General features: G+C 62.2%; 14 protein-coding genes. 8 read left to right on the top strand and 6 right to left on the bottom strand.

The window, feature by feature from the left end; genetic code table 11:
* Positions 1 to 27: 27 nt before the first annotated feature.
* A complete protein-coding gene (locus tag NKJ23_RS18865) occupies positions 28 to 447 on the top strand; it encodes an MAPEG family protein (RefSeq protein WP_352681671.1) in 420 nt (139 codons plus the stop codon).
* A 12-nt stretch (positions 448 to 459) separates the two neighbouring features.
* Here NKJ23_RS18865 and rnd read toward each other — a convergent pair whose 3' ends face one another.
* Together rnd and NKJ23_RS18855 are read right to left on the bottom strand one after the other, a co-directional pair.
* The gene (gene rnd, locus NKJ23_RS18860; RefSeq protein ID WP_023674454.1) at positions 460 to 1,611 is read right to left on the bottom strand and encodes a ribonuclease D; all 1,152 of its coding nucleotides are present in this window, start codon (positions 1,609 to 1,611) and stop codon (positions 460 to 462) included.
* 73 nt (positions 1,612 to 1,684) lie between these two features.
* Entirely contained in the window at positions 1,685 to 2,932 is a 1,248-nt protein-coding gene (locus NKJ23_RS18855; protein ID WP_023674455.1) for an MFS transporter, read from the bottom strand.
* A 391-nt stretch (positions 2,933 to 3,323) separates the two neighbouring features.
* On the opposite strand from NKJ23_RS18855, the gene NKJ23_RS18850 reads away from it, so the two are divergent.
* The 4 genes from NKJ23_RS18850 (at position 3,324) to aspS (ending at position 8,361) form a co-directional block, all read left to right on the top strand.
* Positions 3,324 to 4,592, top strand: a complete 1,269-nt coding sequence (locus NKJ23_RS18850) for an ABC transporter substrate-binding protein (protein ID WP_352681669.1) — start codon at positions 3,324 to 3,326, stop codon at positions 4,590 to 4,592.
* Positions 4,593 to 4,660: 68 nt separating this feature from the next.
* Entirely contained in the window at positions 4,661 to 5,533 is an 873-nt protein-coding gene (locus tag NKJ23_RS18845) for a carbohydrate ABC transporter permease (RefSeq protein WP_352681712.1), read from the top strand.
* 19 nt (positions 5,534 to 5,552) lie between these two features.
* On the top strand, positions 5,553 to 6,377 hold the full coding sequence (locus NKJ23_RS18840; protein WP_352681667.1) for a carbohydrate ABC transporter permease: 825 nt from the start codon (positions 5,553 to 5,555) through the stop codon (positions 6,375 to 6,377).
* 193 nt (positions 6,378 to 6,570) lie between these two features.
* Positions 6,571 to 8,361, top strand: a complete 1,791-nt coding sequence (aspS, locus tag NKJ23_RS18835; protein WP_352681710.1) for an aspartate--tRNA ligase — start codon at positions 6,571 to 6,573, stop codon at positions 8,359 to 8,361.
* Between the two features lie 75 nt (positions 8,362 to 8,436).
* Here aspS and NKJ23_RS18830 read toward each other — a convergent pair whose 3' ends face one another.
* Complete coding sequence (locus NKJ23_RS18830) at positions 8,437 to 9,630, bottom strand: aq_1923 C-terminal domain (RefSeq protein WP_352681665.1); 1,194 nt, start codon at positions 9,628 to 9,630, stop codon at positions 8,437 to 8,439.
* Between the two features lie 369 nt (positions 9,631 to 9,999).
* Between NKJ23_RS18830 and parC the strand changes: the two genes are divergently transcribed.
* The gene (parC, locus tag NKJ23_RS18825) at positions 10,000 to 12,252 is read left to right on the top strand and encodes a DNA topoisomerase IV subunit A (RefSeq protein ID WP_352681664.1); all 2,253 of its coding nucleotides are present in this window, start codon (positions 10,000 to 10,002) and stop codon (positions 12,250 to 12,252) included.
* A gap of 249 nt (positions 12,253 to 12,501) precedes the next feature.
* Entirely contained in the window at positions 12,502 to 13,722 is a 1,221-nt protein-coding gene (locus NKJ23_RS18820) for an AI-2E family transporter (RefSeq protein WP_352571482.1), read from the top strand.
* Here the strand turns inward: NKJ23_RS18820 and NKJ23_RS18815 are convergent.
* The 3 genes from NKJ23_RS18815 to NKJ23_RS18805 all read right to left on the bottom strand — a co-directional run bounded on the left by NKJ23_RS18815 (position 13,710) and on the right by NKJ23_RS18805 (position 16,101).
* On the bottom strand, positions 13,710 to 14,606 hold the full coding sequence (locus NKJ23_RS18815; protein WP_352681662.1) for a DMT family transporter: 897 nt from the start codon (positions 14,604 to 14,606) through the stop codon (positions 13,710 to 13,712). The genes NKJ23_RS18820 and NKJ23_RS18815 overlap by 13 nt on opposite strands.
* A gap of 121 nt (positions 14,607 to 14,727) precedes the next feature.
* On the bottom strand, positions 14,728 to 15,492 hold the full coding sequence (locus NKJ23_RS18810) for an arginyltransferase (protein WP_352456566.1): 765 nt from the start codon (positions 15,490 to 15,492) through the stop codon (positions 14,728 to 14,730).
* 138 nt (positions 15,493 to 15,630) lie between these two features.
* Entirely contained in the window at positions 15,631 to 16,101 is a 471-nt protein-coding gene (locus tag NKJ23_RS18805; RefSeq protein WP_023674465.1) for an RDD family protein, read from the bottom strand.
* A 212-nt stretch (positions 16,102 to 16,313) separates the two neighbouring features.
* Between NKJ23_RS18805 and sthA the strand changes: the two genes are divergently transcribed.
* Positions 16,314 to 17,702 (top strand): Si-specific NAD(P)(+) transhydrogenase, encoded by a 1,389-nt coding sequence (gene sthA, locus NKJ23_RS18800; RefSeq protein WP_352681660.1) that lies wholly within the window; start codon positions 16,314 to 16,316, stop codon positions 17,700 to 17,702.
* Positions 17,703 to 17,721 lie beyond the last annotated feature (19 nt).

The following is a 17,721-nucleotide window of genomic DNA, read 5'->3' as shown; positions in this document are numbered from 1 at the left end:
GGCTGGGTGACAAAGACAGGGGGCATCTTGAACCAGACCGCGATCTTCTGGCCGATGCTGGCGCAGGTGCTGCTGGTCTATATCGTCTACGTCGTTATGGGCCGGCGCCGCCATGGTGCGGTCAGATCGGGCGAAGCCAAGGCCGGCCAGTTCAAGACGCGCTCGACGGAGCCTGGTTCCAGCGTCACCGTCGCCAACAATCTGAGCAACCAGTTCGAACTGCCGGTGCTTTTCTACGTCTTATGCTTGACGCTGCACGTGACTAATGGCGTCAATTATCTGACCTTGGCACTGATGTGGATCTTTGTCGTCTCCCGCTATCTTCACGCATCGGTCCACTTGACCAGCAATCAGCTGATCCTGCGCAGTAGGGCATTCTACCTGGGCGCGGTAGTTCTTGCACTTGGATGGATATGGCTAGCGCTGCATCTGCTCGGCTTGGTCTGAGCAAGCTCAAGGCTACAAATCGAACACAGCGATCTTGCGCTTGTCGAACCTGATGGCGAGTTCACCGCGCACCAGCTTGAGCGCGGCCTCGCCGAAGACGGCGCGCCGCCAGCCTTGCAATGCCGGCACGTCGGCTTCCTCGCCCTCGGCAGCGATGCGGTCGATGTCGTCACTGGAGGCGAGTACCTTGGATGCGACGCCCTCCTTTTCGGCAACGATCCGCAGCAGCACCTTCAGCAACTCCGCCGCAGCGCTCGACCCCTCCGGCGGCTGGAAGCTCTTCGGCAGCTTCGGCATCTCTTCCCTGGGCAGGGCAAGGGCAGCGTTTACCGCGCCAAGCAGTGCCGTCGCCGTCGACGAGCGCTCCCAGCCCTTCGGCGTGGTACGCAGCTTGCTCAGCGCCGCAGCGTCGCGCGGCGCCTGCTGCGCCACTTCGTAGATCGCATCGTCCTTGAGCACCCGGCCGCGCGGCACGTCGCGCTCGCGCGCTTCGCGTTCGCGCCAGGCGGCCACCGCCTGCACGATCGCCAGTTCCTGCGGCTTGCGCAGCCGCATCTTGAGCCGCTTCCAGGCATCCTCGGGATGCGGATCATAGGTCTCGCGCGAGGTCAGCACGTCCATCTCCTCGTTCAGCCAGTGGGCGCGGTTTTCCCGCACCAACTCGGCGCTGAGATGCTTGTAGACCTCGATCAGGTGGGTGACGTCGGCGAGCGCGTAGTCGAGCTGCTTTTCGGACAGCGGACGGTGGCGCCAGTCGGTAAAGCGCGAGGACTTATCGAGCCGCGCTCCGGTGATGCGCTGCACCAGCTGGTCGTAGGAGACGCTGTCGCCGAAGCCGCAGACCATTGCCGCGACCTGGGTGTCGAACACCGGATGCGGCACCAGATCGCCGAGATGCACGATGATTTCGATGTCCTGGCGCGCCGCATGGAAGACTTTGACGATCGCCTCGTTGGCCATCAGCCTGAAGAACGGTTTCAGGTCGATGTCGGGCGACAGCGGATCGATCAGCGCGGTCACCCCGGGCGCTGCCATCTGGATCAGGCACAGGATCGGCCAGAAGGTCGTTTCGCGAATGAATTCGGTATCGACGGTGACGAATTCCGCCTTTTCGAAAGCGGCAATAGCGGTCTCGAGTTCTTTCTGGGTGGTGATGACGTGCATCAAATCGCTTTTGGCAAGGGATAGGGTCTCTTTCAATTTCAGCCGCGCGCGCTTTCGTCAAGCACCAGCACCTCTATCCAGGCTTTGCGGGTTCATCGGGATCGGCATTCCGCTTCGCCAACCGGGCAAAAACCGTCGAAGTGCGCAACAGCGCCGTAAAACGGCTGCGATGGGTGGCCGGCACGGCGGAGCGCGCCTGCATCCGGTAAAGGATGACGGCCACGAAGATCGCATAGACGGTGGCGCTGAACACGAACAGCGCGCTCGGCCCGAAAAATTGCATCACCGTCGAGGCTGCGAACGGCCCGCCGATGGCGCCGAAGGAATAAAACAGCATCAAGGCAGCGTTGATCAGCACGAACTCGCCCTTGTCGGCGCGGTCGTTGGAATGCGCCGCTGACAACGAATAGAGCGGCATGGCGAAGCAGCCGAAGATGAAGACGAGCAGGAAGTTGAGAAACGGGCTGCCGCCTGCCACGAATGCCAGCGCCAGTGCCGCCACCATCGCGCAGCACGTCGTCATCAGCAGCACCGAGCGCCGGTCCCAGCGGTCGGAGAGATAGCCAAGCGGGTATTGGATGATGGCGCCGCCGAAAATGCCGACGCTGACGAAGGTGACGACGTCGGCGACCGACATGCCGATCTGCTCGGCGTAGACCGGCGACAGGGTGCGGAAGGCGCTGTTTGTGACGCCGACGGCGATACAGCCGAAGCAGCCGAGCGGCGAGATCCGCCAGACGCGCGCCAAATCGAGCTTGACGTCTTCCGGCGGCGTCGGATTGGAGCGGTCGCCGAGCGAAACCGGCACCAGCGAAACGGTGATCATCATCGACATGATGGCGAAGATGGCAAAGCCGCCGGCGCCAAAGATCGGGATCAGGAACTGGGCGCCCGTCACCGAGCCGATGTCGACCATCCGGTAGATGGCAAGCACCCGCGCCCGGTCGGTGTTGGTGACGCCGGAATTCAGCCAGGCTTCCATGATGGTGAACAGGCCGGCAAAGCAGAACCCGCCGGCAAAGCGCACGGCGCACCACATCACCGGATCGATGACGAGCACCAGAAGCAGCGTTCCCGCCGAGGCGATCGCCGCGAGTGCCGAAAAGGCGCGCACATGGCCGACGGACTTCATGATGCGGGTCACGGCAAGGCAGCCGAGCAGGAAGCCGGCGAAATAGAACGTGCCCATCAGGCCGATCGAGGAAGCGGGAAAACCTTCCTGCGCACCACGCAGCGCAATCAACGTGCTCTGCAGGCCGTTGCCGCCGAGCAGGATGCCGGCGGCGATCAGGAGGGGGATCAGCGGGCGGATGGAGGACATGAAGGAAAGCCTGTCGTTGATCCTTCTTGAACCATCGCCTTCGCCAATGCCAGCGGCAATTCCCGGTGGCGTTGGGGCCAGCCGGGGGCCTTAATGCATGTCGCGCAAAAGTGTGCAGCGGTTTTGCGATAACGACATGCATAAAAACAAGAACCTAAAGCGCGTCGCATGAGGCCGATCGAACGCGACACGCTTTAGGTGCATTACCGAGGGGGAACTTGCGTTACCGCGTGGCGCCGGACCCTCCGTGTTGGGAACCAAGGCGTATCTTTGTAGTTCAGTGCTGGTGGGCGAATACGCGTCTTGTGAGCTGCCGGTGTGCGGAGACGGTGTCAGGCATCGACGTCGTTTCTGTTGCCCGGCCTGAAGCTCCAAAGGGAGGTCCGCCATCATGAAATTTCATTCCGCATTTGCGGCATTTGCCGTGGCCGCAGTTCTGGCGGCCGGGCCGGCGCGGGCTGTCGACCTCGCCATGGTGTCCGGAGATACCGGCAACGGCCAGAGAATCCTTCGCGAGATCCTCGATCAATACGAGAAGAAGACCGGCAACAAGGTTAGCGTCGTTCCGCTGCCTCCCTCGGCGACGGACCAGTTTGGCCAATACCGGCTCTGGCTTGCCGCCGGAAGCAGCGACGTCGACGTCTATCAAACGGACATCATCTGGGCCCCCCAGCTTGCAAGGCAGTTCATCGACCTGACCGAAGCGACCAAGGATGTCGTTGGCGCCCATTTCCCATCGATCATCAAATCGCAGACCGTGGACGGCAAGCTCGTCGCCTTGCCGATATTCACCGACGCTCCGGCGCTCTACTACCGCAAGGATCTCCTCGACAAATACGGCGCCAGGGTCCCGGCGAGCTGGGCTGAACTTGCCGATACCGCCAAGCTTGTCATGGACAAGGAGCGCGCGGCCGGCAACAAGGACATGTGGGGTTTCGTTTTCCAGGGCAACGCCTATGAGGGGCTGACCTGCGATGCACTCGAATGGGTGAAGTCGAACGGCGGCGGCCAGATTATCGAGCCGGACGGCACGATCTCCATCAACAATCCGCAAGCAGCTGCGGCGCTGGAAATGGCGAGGAGCTGGGTGGGAACCATCTCGCCGCCCGGCGTTCTGGCCTACCAGGAAGAAGAGTCGCGCGGAGTCTGGCAGACCGGCAACGCCGTCTTCATGCGCAACTGGCCCTACGCCTACGCGCTTGGCAACAGCGAAAGCTCCCCCATCAAAGGCAAGTTCGAGGTGACCACGCTGCCGCCGGGGTCTGGTGAGGGCGCGCACCCGGCAGCAACGCTTGGCGGCTGGAATCTCGCGGTTTCCAAATATTCGAAGAACCCGGATGCAGCGATCGAGCTGGTCAAATGGGTCGCCTCGCCTCAGATGCAGAAGTACCGCGCCTTGAAGGGGGCATATCTGCCGACCATCCAGGCACTCTATGACGATGCCGACATCGCCAGCGCCCAGCCGGTGATTCCGCGCTGGAAGGAAGTCGTCCTCAACGCGGTGCCGCGTCCCTCGGCCCAAGCCAAGAGCCGGTACAATGAGGCATCGAGCGAGTTCTGGACCGCCGTCCACAACACCATTTCCGGCGAGGGCACAGCCGCCGACAACCTTGCCGATCTGGAGTTCTCCTTGACCAGGCTCAAGGGCACCGCCTGGTGACCTCGCCGCGCTCAGGCTCGCTGCTGGCGCGTCAGCGTGTGCGCTCGGCATGGCTGCTGCTTGCTCCGATGCTCATCGTGCTCGCCGCCGTTGCCGGCTGGCCGTTGATGCGCACGATCTATTTCGGCTTCACCGATGCCTCGCTCGCCGACCTCGAAGCCCGCCGCTGGGTTGGCTTCGCCAACTATTTCTCCGTCGTGCAAATGCCGAGCGGCCGCGTCGTCTATGACGGGCTGCTCGCCGATCCGGTCTGGTGGCGCGCCGTCTGGAACACGGTGCGCTTCGCGGTGATTTCGGTGACCTGCGAGAGTGTGCTCGGCATGATCGTCGCGCTGGTGCTCAACGCCAGGTTTCGCGGCCGCGGCATCGTGCGCGCCGCGATCCTCATCCCTTGGGCGATCCCGACGATCGTCTCGGCGAAAATGTGGCAGTGGATGCTCAACGACCAGTTCGGCATCATCAACGACGTCCTGCTCAAGCTCGGCCTGATCAGCACCAAGATCGCCTGGACGGCCAGCGCCGACACGGCGATGGTCGCCGTCCTTGTCGTCGACATCTGGAAGGCGACCCCCTTCATGGCGCTTCTCATTCTCGCCGGCCTCCAGATGCTTCCACAAGAAATCTACGAGGTCGCCAAGCTCGACGGCGTCGGCGCGTGGAGAATTTTCTGGAAGATCACCTTGCCGCTCATCCGACCGGCGTTGATGGTGGCCGTGATCTTTCGCGGTCTCGATGCCCTGCGCATCTTCGATCTGATCTACGTGCTTACGCCAAACAACATACACACCAAGTCGATGTCGGTGTTTGCCCGCGAGAGCCTGTTTGAGTTCGACAAGTTCGCTTCCGGTTCCGCCGCCTCGACGCTTCTCTTCCTTATCCTCGCTCTGCTGACCATGCTCGTTCTTTGGCTCGGCCGGATAAGACTGGACAAGGACTATTGACCATGGGGGACTACTGACCATGTGGATCGTCAAGCGCACGGCTTTCTACCTCCTCGTCGCCGTTATCGTCGTCGTCGCGGTGTTCCCGTTCTACTACGCCATCATCACCAGCCTGAAATCGGGGACGGCGCTCTTCCAGATCGACTATTGGCCGAAGACGATTACCTTCAGCAATTACAGGACCGTGTTCACCGAGGGGACCTTCCTGCGCAACCTCGTGAACTCGCTGTTCATCTCGAGCGCCGTTGTCGTCATTTCGCTGTTCCTGGGCGTCACCGCTGCCTATGCGCTGGCGCGCATCCGCTTTCGCGGCCGCTCGGCTCTGCTCCTCACTATCCTGTCCGTTTCGATGTTCCCGCAATTGGCGGTGCTTGCCGGTCTTTTCGAGCTGATCCGCACCTTCGGCCTCTACAATTCGCCGTTCGCGCTGATCTTGTCCTACATGATCTTCACCTTGCCGTTCACCGTCTGGGTCCTCACCGCCTTCGTTCGCGACCTGCCGATCGAACTGGAGGAAGCGGCGATCCTCGATGGCGCCACGCCCCGGATAATCATCAGCCGCGTCTTCCTGCCGCTCATGTGGCCGGCGCTGGCGACCACCGGGCTCCTCGCCTTCATCGGTGCTTGGAACGAGTTCCTGTTCGCCCTGACGTTTACCTCCAGCAACGAGCAGCGAACCGTGCCGGTGGCGATCGCGCTGCTCTCCGGCAACTCGCAGTTCGAGATCCCCTGGGGCAACATCATGGCCGCATCGGTGATCGTCACCGTGCCGCTCGTCGTCCTCGTTCTCATCTTCCAGCGCAAGATCATTTCCGGTCTCACGGCGGGCGGGGTGAAGGGGTGAGTGCATAGTTGAACTGCCGGCACAGAGCAGCGAACTCAGATTGACGCCTCGAGCATAAATTGATGCCGGTGGGACTCGACCCGGCTGCCGCTTGCCTTGACAAATGCACCCTCTCATGTGCTTTTCGCGCAAATTTTCAGGCTGGGCCATCATGCCTTGGCCGCAACCCAACATCCGGACTTTAAGAATGACAATGCATCGTTACCGCAGCCATACCTGTGCCCAATTGAGGAAGGCCGACGTCGGCTCTACCGTACGCTTGTCGGGCTGGGTGCATCGCGTGCGCGACCATGGCGGCTTGCTGTTCATCGATTTGCGCGACCATTACGGCCTGACCCAGATCGTCGCCGATCCGGATTCGCCGGCCTTCAAGATCGCCGAGACCCTGCGCGGCGAATGGGTTGTGCGCGTCGACGGTGAGGTCAAGGCGCGCCTCGCCGACACCGTGAACCCCAATTTGCCGACCGGCGAGATCGAGATTTTCGCCCGCGAGATCGAGGTACTATCGGCCGCCAGGGAATTGCCGCTGCCGGTCTTCGGCGAGCCGGATTATCCAGAGGACATCCGCCTCAAATACCGCTTCCTCGACCTGCGCCGCGACACGCTGCACAAGAACATCGTCGCGCGGACGAAAATCATCGCCGAGATGCGCAAGCTGATGGGCGAGGTCGGCTTCACCGAATTCTCGACGCCGATCCTGACCGCCTCGTCGCCGGAAGGGGCGCGCGACTTTCTGGTGCCGTCGCGCATCCACCCCGGCACTTTCTATGCGCTGCCGCAGGCACCGCAGATATATAAGCAGCTGATCATGGTGTCCGGCTTCGACCGCTACTTCCAGATTGCGCCCTGCTTCCGCGACGAGGACCCGCGCGCCGACCGTCTGCCGGGTGAATTCTACCAGCTCGACGTGGAGATGAGCTTCGTCGAGCAGGAGGATGTGTTCACCACCATGGAGCCGGTGATGCGGGGGGTGTTCGAGACCTTTGCCGCCGGCAAGCCGGTGACGGAGAAGTTTCCGCGCATCGCCTATGATGTCGCCATGCGCAAATACGGCACCGACAAGCCGGACCTGCGCAACCCGATCGAGATGCAGGCCGTCTCGGATCATTTTCGCGACTCTGGCTTCAAGGTATTTGCCAACATCCTTGCCAACGATCCGAAAGCCGAGGTCTGGGCCATTCCGGCCAAGACCGGCGGGTCGCGCGCCTTCTGCGACCGCATGAACTCATGGGCGCAAGGCGAGGGCCAGCCCGGCCTCGGCTACATCTTCTGGCGCAAGGAGGGCGAGAAGCTCGAAGGCGCCGGGCCGCTGGCCAAGAACATCGGCGAGGAGCGCACCGAGGCGATCCGACAACAACTCGGCCTTGCCGATGGCGATGCCGCTTTCTTCGTCGCCGGCGATCCGAAGAAGTTCGTCTCCTTCGCGGGAGCGGCGCGCACCCGCGCCGGCGAGGAGCTCAACCTTGTCGACCGTGATCGCTTCGAATTGTGCTGGATCGTCGACTTCCCGTTCTTCGAATGGAACGAGGAGGAGAAGAAGATCGACTTCGCGCACAATCCTTTCTCGATGCCGCAAGGCGGCATCGATGCGCTTAACGGCGAGGATCTGCTCGGCATCAAGGCGTTCCAGTACGACATGGTCTGTAACGGTTTCGAGATCGCCTCCGGCGGCATCCGCAACCATCTGCCCGAAACCATGGTCAAGGCGTTCGAGACGGTCGGACTGGACCGCGCAACGGTCGAGGAACGCTTCGGCGGCCTTTACCGTGCCTTCCAGTATGGCGCGCCGCCGCATGGCGGCATGGCGGCCGGCATCGACCGTGTCGTCATGCTTCTGGTCGGCGCCAGGAACCTGCGCGAAGTGACCATGTTCCCGATGAACCAGCAGGCCTACGACCTGTTGATGAACGCGCCGTCGGAAGCCAGCCCGCAGCAGCTTCGCGAATTGTCGCTGCGCGTCGTTGCGACGAAGAAAGAGGTTTAGGAAACGCTCCGAACCGGTGCTGTGGATTCATAAAAAAGCCCGGCATCGCTGCCGGGCTTTTGCTTGAAAGCTCGGTCAGTCTTCGTTCGCCGTAACCGTCACGCCGAGCGTTTTCGGCAGGTCGAGCGGGTTGGACATGGCGCCCGCCATGATCAGCGCGAACGGAACCGCTGCCGGCGGCTCGGCCGAGACCTCGATGCTTTGCGGATCGTCGAGGAACTTGTTGACCGCGGCCGAAACCTGCGCGGTCAGTTCCGGATTGTTGAGCTGCGCCATGCCGAAAGGCACGATCGCCTTGGCCTGGTTGGCGATGTCCTTGCCGGACATGCCTTGCTGCTTGCCGGCATAATCGAGCACCTTTTTGGTCAGCGAATCATCGTCGAAGCGGATCGAGGCGCTGTTGAACGAAAGCTGCTGCAGCAGCCCGAGCATGGCCATGCCTTGCGCCGAATTGTCGGCGCCTTCGGGCTGCGCCGCCATCTTCTTCTGCATCTCCTGAAGTGATTTGATGACGTCCAGCGTGTAGCCGCCGAGATCGAAGGTCATGCCGAGCGTGCCGGCATTGTCGACCGATATTTCGTATTTCGACAAGTCCATCCTGCCGTCGGTAGGCTGCCACGTGCCTTCCATCTCAAGATTGCCTGTTATGTTCTGGTAGCCGAGCGCGTTGATGACTTCCTTGGACTTCGGATCTTCGACCAGGGTCAGGTCGGCAGCGAATTTTTCCGTAGTGCCGGAAAACGCCATGGCCTTGCCGTCGGCCGGCGGCGTGATTGCGATGGCAAGCCCGTCCATCGAGAAAGCAGTTTTGTCAGCCACTTTGACTGTCATGTTGTCGAGCTCGGCCGATTTGTACATCATCAGCGAGCCCAGCGGACCGGTTGCGCCTTCGGCCGAAACCGTCATGTCGTGGATGACGAAGGGGCTGAGATTGAGCGTGACGCCATCTTCGCTGTGTTCGAACGGCGACGTCGATACGGTCGCGATTTGATAGCCGCCATTGGCTTCGGTCACACCTTCGAGCTTGACATCACCGATCTTGAGCGCCTCCTTTTCGGCCGCCGGTTTGACCGCTACGCCTTGCAGAACCATGCTGGAGGTGTCGCCGGTTACTCCGGTCCAGGAGAGGTCGACGCCCTGGGCGGCGAGGGCAGCCTTCAGCCGGTCGGCAACCGCGGTATCCTGCGCGAACGCCGCATTCAGCGGCAGCGTCAGCAAAAAGGTCGAAAAAGCCAGTCTCTTAATAAGTGTCGAGTGTCTGATCGTCATCGAGAGCTCCCCTGAGAGTGTCCTGAAATTCTTTCAAATCGTCGCGTCGTCACCATTCGGCGACGAACTGGACCGGAAAAAGGCGGGCCTCGGCACAATGGTCGAAAATCGCGGCCAAAGGCAAACCCGATCCATCAGCCTTGCGATAGAAGCAGGATGTAACGGATTGATGTTGGCCGGCGTCGCGACGCTTCCAATTCCTGTTGCATAATGGATGTCGCGCAAAAATGTGCAACGGTTTTGCGATAACGACATGCATCAAAACAAGGACCTAAAGCGTCGCATGGGGCCGGTCGAATGCGACTCGCTTTAGGAGGATGCATACCGGTGCCTCTTGCCGCGAATCACCCGCTCGGCTAGTGCCAGCCCATGGGAAAAAGGCTTTTGCCGCCCGAGAGTGGCGGCGGCGACAATATTGAGCCGGTCGATCTGAAGAAGGCGCTGGAAGAGCGCTATCTCGCCTACGCGCTGTCGACCATCATGCACCGGGCACTGCCAGACGTGCGCGACGGGCTGAAGCCGGTGCATCGTCGCATCATGCATGCCATGCGCCTGTTGCGGCTTAACCCCGATCAGGGCTTTGCCAAATGCGCCCGCATCGTCGGCGAGGTGATGGGCAAATTCCATCCGCATGGCGACCAGTCGATCTACGACGCGTTGGTGCGGTTGGCGCAGGATTTTTCGATGCGCTACCCGCTGGTCGACGGGCAGGGCAATTTCGGCAATATCGACGGCGATAACGCCGCCGCCATGCGCTACACCGAAGCGCGCATGACCGAAGTGTCGACGCTGCTGCTGGAAGGCATCACCGAGGACGCCGTCGATTTCCGCCCGACCTACAACGAGGAAGACGAGGAGCCGGCCGTGCTGCCCGGCGCCTTCCCGAACCTGCTCGCCAACGGCTCGTCCGGTATCGCCGTCGGCATGGCGACCTCGATCCCGCCGCACAATGCGGCCGAGCTTTGCGACGCCGCGCTTCACCTGATCGATCATCCGGATGCGCCCGTCACCAAGCTGATGGATTTCGTGCAAGGTCCGGATTTCCCGACCGGCGGCATCATCGTCGACAGCCGAGCCTCGATCCTCGAAGCCTACGAAACCGGTCGCGGCGGCTTTCGCGTCAGGGCGAAATGGAGCCAGGAGGACCAGGGCAGGGGCACCTGGAACATAGTCGTCACCGAAATCCCCTATGGCGTCCAGAAGGCCAGGCTGATCGAAAAGATCGCCGAGCTCTTGATGGCGCGCAAGCTGCCGCTGCTCGAGGATATCCGCGACGAGAGCGCCGAGGACATCCGCGTCGTGCTGGTGCCGAAGAGCCGCTCGGTCGATCCCGGCATCATGATGGAATCGCTGTTCAAGCTGACCGAGCTCGAAAGCCGCTTTCCGCTCAACATGAACGTGTTGTCGCGCGGCAAGGTGCCGAACGTGCTGTCGCTGAAAGGTGTGCTCAAGGAATGGCTGGAGCACCGCCGCGACGTCCTGATCCGCCGCTCCAAGCACCGCCTCGGCGAGATCGAAAGGCGGCTGGAGATCCTCGCCGGCTATCTGATCGCCTATCTCAACATCGACGAGGTGATCAGGATCATCCGCGAGGAGGACGAGCCCAAGCAGGTGATGATGGCGCGCTGGTCGCTGACCGACACCCAGGCTGAAGCCATCCTCAACATGCGGCTGAGGGCGCTGCGCAAGCTCGAGGAATTCGAAATCCGCGAGGAATTCAATGGCCTGAGCGGCGAGAAGAAGCAGATCGAGGCACTGCTTGCGTCCGACGCCAAGCAGTGGGTGACGATCAAGTGGGAAGTCGCCAACGTTCGCCAGAAATACGGGCCCGACACCGAGATCGGCAAGCGCCGCACCGAGTTCGCCGACGCACCCGAGCATGACCTGACTGATATCGCCCACGCCATGATCGAGCGCGAGCCGGTCACCGTGGTCGTTTCGGAAAAGGGCTGGCTGAGGGCCATGAAAGGTCATCTGACCGACCATTCGGCCCTGACCTTCAAGGAAGGCGACAGCCTCAAGCTCGCCTTCCACGCCCAGACGACCGACAAGGTGCTGGTCTTCACCACCGGCGGCAAGTTCTACACGATCGGCGCCGACCGGCTGCCGGGTGGGCGTGGCCATGGCGAGCCGATCCGCATCATCGTCGACATGGACAACGACCAGGATATCGTCACCGCTTTCGTCCATGATCCCAAGCGCAAGCTGCTGCTGGTGTCGCATGACGGCAACGGTTTCATCGTGCCGGAAGAAGAAGTCGTCGCCAACACCCGCAAGGGCAAGCAGGTGATGAACGTCAAGGCGCCCGACGAAGCCCAGCGCTGCATGAGCGTCGCCGGCGACCATCTCGCCATTGTCGGCGAGAATCGCAAGATGCTGGTATTCCCGCTGGCCGAGATCCCGGAGATGGGGCGCGGCAAGGGCGTGCGCCTGCAGAAATACAAAGATGGCGGCGTCCTCGACCTCAAGACCTTCACGCTCGCAAGCGGCCTGTCCTGGCAGGATTCGGCAGACCGCACCTTCACCAAATCGCGTGACGAGCTTGCCGAATGGATCGGCGCCCGCGCCTCGGCCGGCCGCATGGTGCCGAAGGGTTTCCCGAGGACTGGCAAGTTCGGGTGAAGCGGTAATCTCCCCCCTTGAGGGGGAGATGGCCGGCAGGCCAGAGGGGGTCCCCGCGCATGAAGCGCCAGCCTCCTTTGTTCGTGGTAAGGTCGCGTCAGGACGTCCCGACCCCCTCTGTCGCCTTCGGCGACATCTCCCCCTCAAGGGGGGAGATTAGCAGCTCCACCCAAACATTTGGAATGTCGTCACGATTGCTGCACTATATCAGGGCATAAGCGATACGATGGGCCAGGGAGAGGTAGCCGCTTGAAGGAAGTCAGGATCCAGAAGCCGGAGCGGCAGCAGCGTCTGTTTGGCCTGTCGATGCCGCTCAGGGCCGCTGTCATTCCGCCGCTGTCGGCGGCGCGCTGGCTCCTGGTGCTGATCGTTGCCGCCGGCGTTTATTTCTTCCACGGCTTCCTGTTCCCGGTTCTTGCCGCCCTGGTTATCGCCTTCGCCAGCTGGCCGCTCTATCGGCGGCTGCTCGCCGGCGTCGGCGGCAACCGCACCATCGCTGCGACGCTTGCGATCTTGTTCATCCTGACTTTCCTGGTGGTGCCGATCGCGCTTGCCGGCACCTACGCCATCAATGAGGTGCGCGAGTGGGTCAACTGGGCGATCGAGACCAACCGCTACGGTGCGCCGACGCCGCACTGGATCGCCACCATGCCCGTGGTGGGCGAATGGCTCAATGAACAATGGACGGTCAACGTTGGCCACCCCGGCGGTATCGGCGAACTGATCCAGCTGATCAGTGGCGCCAATATCGGCAGCATCTATCGCGGCGTGCTTGCCGCCGGCGGCAGCGCCTTCGGCCTTTTGCTGACGCTGCTATTCATGATGATCGCGCTGTTCTTCGCCTATCGCGACGGCGAGCATTTCGCCGGACAGGTCGATCGCCTCGGCGAACGCATCCTGCCGGCCAGATGGGAACGGATCTCACGCGTGGTGCCTGCGACAATCTCCTCGACGGTGACCGGCATGACCGTTATCGCCATCGGCGAAGGGCTGGTGCTGGGTATCGCTTACTGGTTGGCCGGCGTGCCGTCGCCGGTGACGCTCGGCGCGCTGACCGGCATCATGGCGCTGATCCCCGGCGGCGCACCGCTGTCCTTCACGCTGGTGTCGATCTATCTCGCCGCCAGCGGCTCGCCGATGGCGGGGCTGGCGCTGTTCATCTGGGGCGCGGTCGAACTCTTCATCGTCGACAAGACATTGCGCCCGAAGCTGGTCGGCGGGCCGATAAAGCTGCCCTTCCTGCCAACCTTTTTCGGCCTGATTGGCGGCGTCAAGACAATGGGCTTTCTCGGCCTGTTCATCGGCCCGGTGCTGATGGCCCTGCTGGTCGCAATCTGGCGCGAATGGCTGCGCGAAGTGGAACTGACCGATGAGCTCGCTGCCGCCGAACCGGCGGAGCACGATGACGCACCGCCGCAGATCGAAATTGTCGCCGGACGCGCCGCCGCGAAAAAGAATCAGGCCGGGTGACTGACGGCGAACGTGGCGCGGCGCTTGCGCCCCTCGTGCAACTGCCAGAGCGAATGGCCGATCAAGGTTATGATGAGGATCGCGCCGCCGATCAGGCTGTTGCGCGACGGTGTTTCGGCGAAGATCATCCACACCCAGACCGGCGCCAGCACGGTTTCTAACAGGTAGAACATCGCCACTTCCGGCCCGGAAATGTATTTCGGACCGTTGGCGAGGCAGAAGAACGAGATCGGCATGATGACGGCGCCGTTGAAGATGATCCACCAGGGTGCGTTGACGTGAAAACCCACCTTGGAAACCATCACGGCGCCGACGGCCAGCGGCAGGACGACTCCGATCAGCGCGGTGAAGCCCATATCCTTGCCGCTGGCGCGCGAGATGGTGATGGCCGCGGCGATCATGAAAGCCGAGCATAGCGCCATCAAGTCGCCGAAGAGATCCCCGGTTCCGACGGAATCGCCGACGATGATCACGACGCCGGCGATCATCAATGCCAGCGCTGCGAGCGTCAGGGGCTGTGGCCTCTCCTTCAGGAACAGCCATGACAAAAGGGCCGCGAACATGGTTGTGAACGCCAGGATGAAAACGAGGTTGGCTGTCGAGGTATTGTAGACACCGGTGATGAAGGCGATCGAGCCGAGCCCGTAGAGGCCGGCAACGATGAGCCCTGACCAGCCCGGCACAAGCTGCGGTGCCTTTGCGCTCAGCGAGCGCCAGGCGGCCCAGATGATAAGCGTGGCGACGAAGGTCGTGCCGGTGCGCAACAGCAGGATCGTCCACGCCTCGCCGTCGGCGAGCCGGATCAGCGGAATGTCGACGGTCAGCGTCAGCCCGCCGATGGCGGTGATCAGAAGGCCTCTCTGGTGGTCGTTGTGGGAAGACATGCGGCAATTCTCGCGTAGGCTTGGAGGCGCAAAATTGACCGCCCGGTTTTCCAGCCGATCGGCCGGAAGCCCAGCGGCATCCTCCTCGAAACAATTTAAGAGTGAATACCGAAAGCGAAGATCAGCGCGAAACCGCTTCGTGATTGTAGCGTTCCCAGCCTTTCGGGCCGAGATGCTCCTGCGGCTGGAAGCGCATCTTATAATTCATCTTGCGCGAGCCGTTGACCCAGTAACCCAGGTAGACATGGGGCAGGCCCATCGCCCTGGCGCGGGCGATGTGGTCGAGGATCATGAAGGTGCCGAGCGAACGGTCCTCGAAGTCCGGGTTGAAGTAGGAATAGACCATCGACAGGCCATCGGCCATCTTGTCTGTGAGCGCCACGGCGATCAGCTCGCCCTGGCCCTTGCCGGTGATGAAGCTGTCAGGTCCGCGGCGACGGTATTCGATGACCTTGGTGTCGACATGGGTATCCTCGACCATCATGGCGTAGTCGAGCACGGTCATGTCTGACATGCCGCCACGGCGGTGGCGGGCGTCGAGATAGCTGCGGAACAGCGAATACTGTTCGGTGGAGGGTTCGGCGTCGTGCATGGCGCCGACCAGATCCGAATTATGCTGTATGACCCGTTTCAAGTTGCGGCTGGCGGTGAATTCCTGCGCCAGGATGCGCACCGACACACAGGCGCGGCAGGTCTCGCAGGCCGGCCTGTAGGCGATGTTCTGCGACCGCCTGAAACCGCCCTGCGTCAACAGATCGTTCATCTCGGGGGCCTTGTCGCCGACCAGGTGTGTGAACACCTTGCGCTCGAACTGGCCCTCGAGATAGGGACATGGCGAGGGCGCGGTCAGAAAGAACTGCGGCGACTGGGTCGGGTGCTGCGTCATCGAACCTTGGAAACACTCCTGCGAATCGCTCTACCTTTGGCGCGGACGCCGAAAAATTCAACAGGATTGTGAAAGCCTGGTTGATTGGACGTCTTCACATTTGTGCGCAAAGGCTGCGGCCGCGCTTCAAAAGTCTGCTCAGCGGCCGCTGCGGCTGACGACGGTGCCGAGCAGCAGGTCGTGCAGCGTGCGCTTGCGGTCGGAAAACAGGCTCACCAGCAGGACCAGCGGCGAAAGGATGACATTGCCGGCCCAAAACAGCACCGAATGCACGACGGCGGTCAGCCCGTCGATGCGGCTGCCGTCGAGCCGGTCGAGCCGGATGCCCATCATCTTCATGCCGGTGGTGGCCTGGTCTTTACTGCCGAGCGTGTTCCAGATGTAGAGGATGGCGACGGCCGGCACGAGAATGGAAAACAGCATCCAGCCGAGGCCGAGCGTCAACAGCCCGAACAGGAACACCAGGATCGCGAATGGTATGGTGAGCAGCGCGACGATGAAATAATCGATGACAAAGGCGAGAATGCGCCGCGTGCGCACGCCCTCATAGGCGCGGACATCTTCGAGCCTGCTGGTGATGATTTCGCCGTCGAGAACGCGAGCGTTCATGTCATTTCCTCGTAATCGAACCCGGGTTAATGCACGGGGCCGCTTCTTGGTGAAATGGTGAAGGTTCGCGGCGGAATCAAGATCGAGCCTTTCGCCGCCGTGTAGATGGTGACGGAGTGCCTGGGGCCGTCTGACTTGTTGAATTCACGGCGCGGATAGCGTTAGTTTGCTGCGGCGCAACAAAGCGCGCCGAGCCGAGGGGACGGGGCGACATGGACTACGACATGCTGGTCATCGGCAGCGGCCCATCCGGGCGCCGCGCCGCGGTGCAGTCGGCCAAGCTCGGCAAGTCGGTGCTGGTGGTCGACAGAGGCCGGCGTCTCGGCGGCGTGTCGGTGCATACCGGCACCATACCGTCGAAGACGTTGCGCGAGACGGTGCTCAACCTCTCCGGCTGGCGTGAGCGCGGCTTTTATGGACGCGGCTACCGCGTGAAGCAGGACATTTCGGTCGGCGATCTGGTCGAGCGCCTGCACAAGACGCTCGACCATGAGGTCGAGGTGCTGCAGCATCAGTTCATGCGCAACACGGTCAAGAGCGCGCGCGCCGCGGCAAAATTCCTCGGCGCCAACAAGGTCAGCCTGACCACCGACACCGGCGACTACAGCGAGGCTGGCTTCTCCCATGCGCTGATCGCGGTCGGCACCCGGCCGCACAGGCCGCACGACGTGCCGTTCGACAAAACACGGATTTTCGACAGTGATGAGATGCTGGAGCTCGATCGCCTGCCGCGCACGCTGACGGTGATCGGCGCCGGTGTTATCGGTGTCGAGTATGCGACGATCTTTTCGGCGCTCGACGTGCCGGTGACGCTGGTCGAGCCACGCAATACGACGTTGGATTTTGTCGACCGCGAGATCGTCGACGACTTCATCCATCAGATGCGCGACCGCGGCATGACCATCCGCTTGGGCAGTGCCGTCAAGGAGATCGCCTCGAAACCCGATTACGCCGAGGTGACGCTGGCCGACGGCCGCACCATACGTTCCGAGATCGTGCTCTATGCCGCAGGGCGTACCGGCAATGTCGGCAGCCTAGGGTTGGAAGCGGTCGGCATCGAGGCCGATTCCAGAGGCCGCATCAGGGTCGATCCGCAGACGTTCCAGACCAGCGCGCCCAACATCTATGCCGCCGGCGATGTCATCGGCTTTCCGAGCTTGGCATCGACCTCGATGGAGCAGGGCAGGGTGGCCGCCTGCCATGCCTTCGGCGTGCCCTTGCCGCCGCCGCCCGAAACCTTTCCCTACGGCATCTACGCCGTGCCGGAAATCTCCACGGTCGGGCAATCCGAGGAGCAGGTGCGTGAGAGTGGTGCCGCCTACGAGGTCGGCGTGGCGCGGTTCCGCGAGACATCGCGCGGCCACATCATGGGCGTCAACACCGGCTTCCTGAAGCTTCTGTTCTCGATCGAAACACGCCGTCTGCTCGGCGCCCATATTGTCGGCGAGGGCGCGACCGAACTCATCCACATTGGCCAGGCGGTCATCAATCTCGGCGGCACTGTCGACTTCTTCGTCAACAACACCTTCAACTATCCGACGCTGGCCGAAGCCTACAAGATCGCCGGGCTGGACGCCTGGAACCGCATGGGGCGGGCGTAGACCATGATCCCGAATCGAA

The organism is Mesorhizobium sp. M0184 (assembly GCF_040322215.1).
In the GTDB taxonomy this organism is placed as follows: domain Bacteria; phylum Pseudomonadota; class Alphaproteobacteria; order Rhizobiales; family Rhizobiaceae; genus Mesorhizobium.
This window is presented reverse-complemented; position numbering and strand designations above follow the sequence as displayed.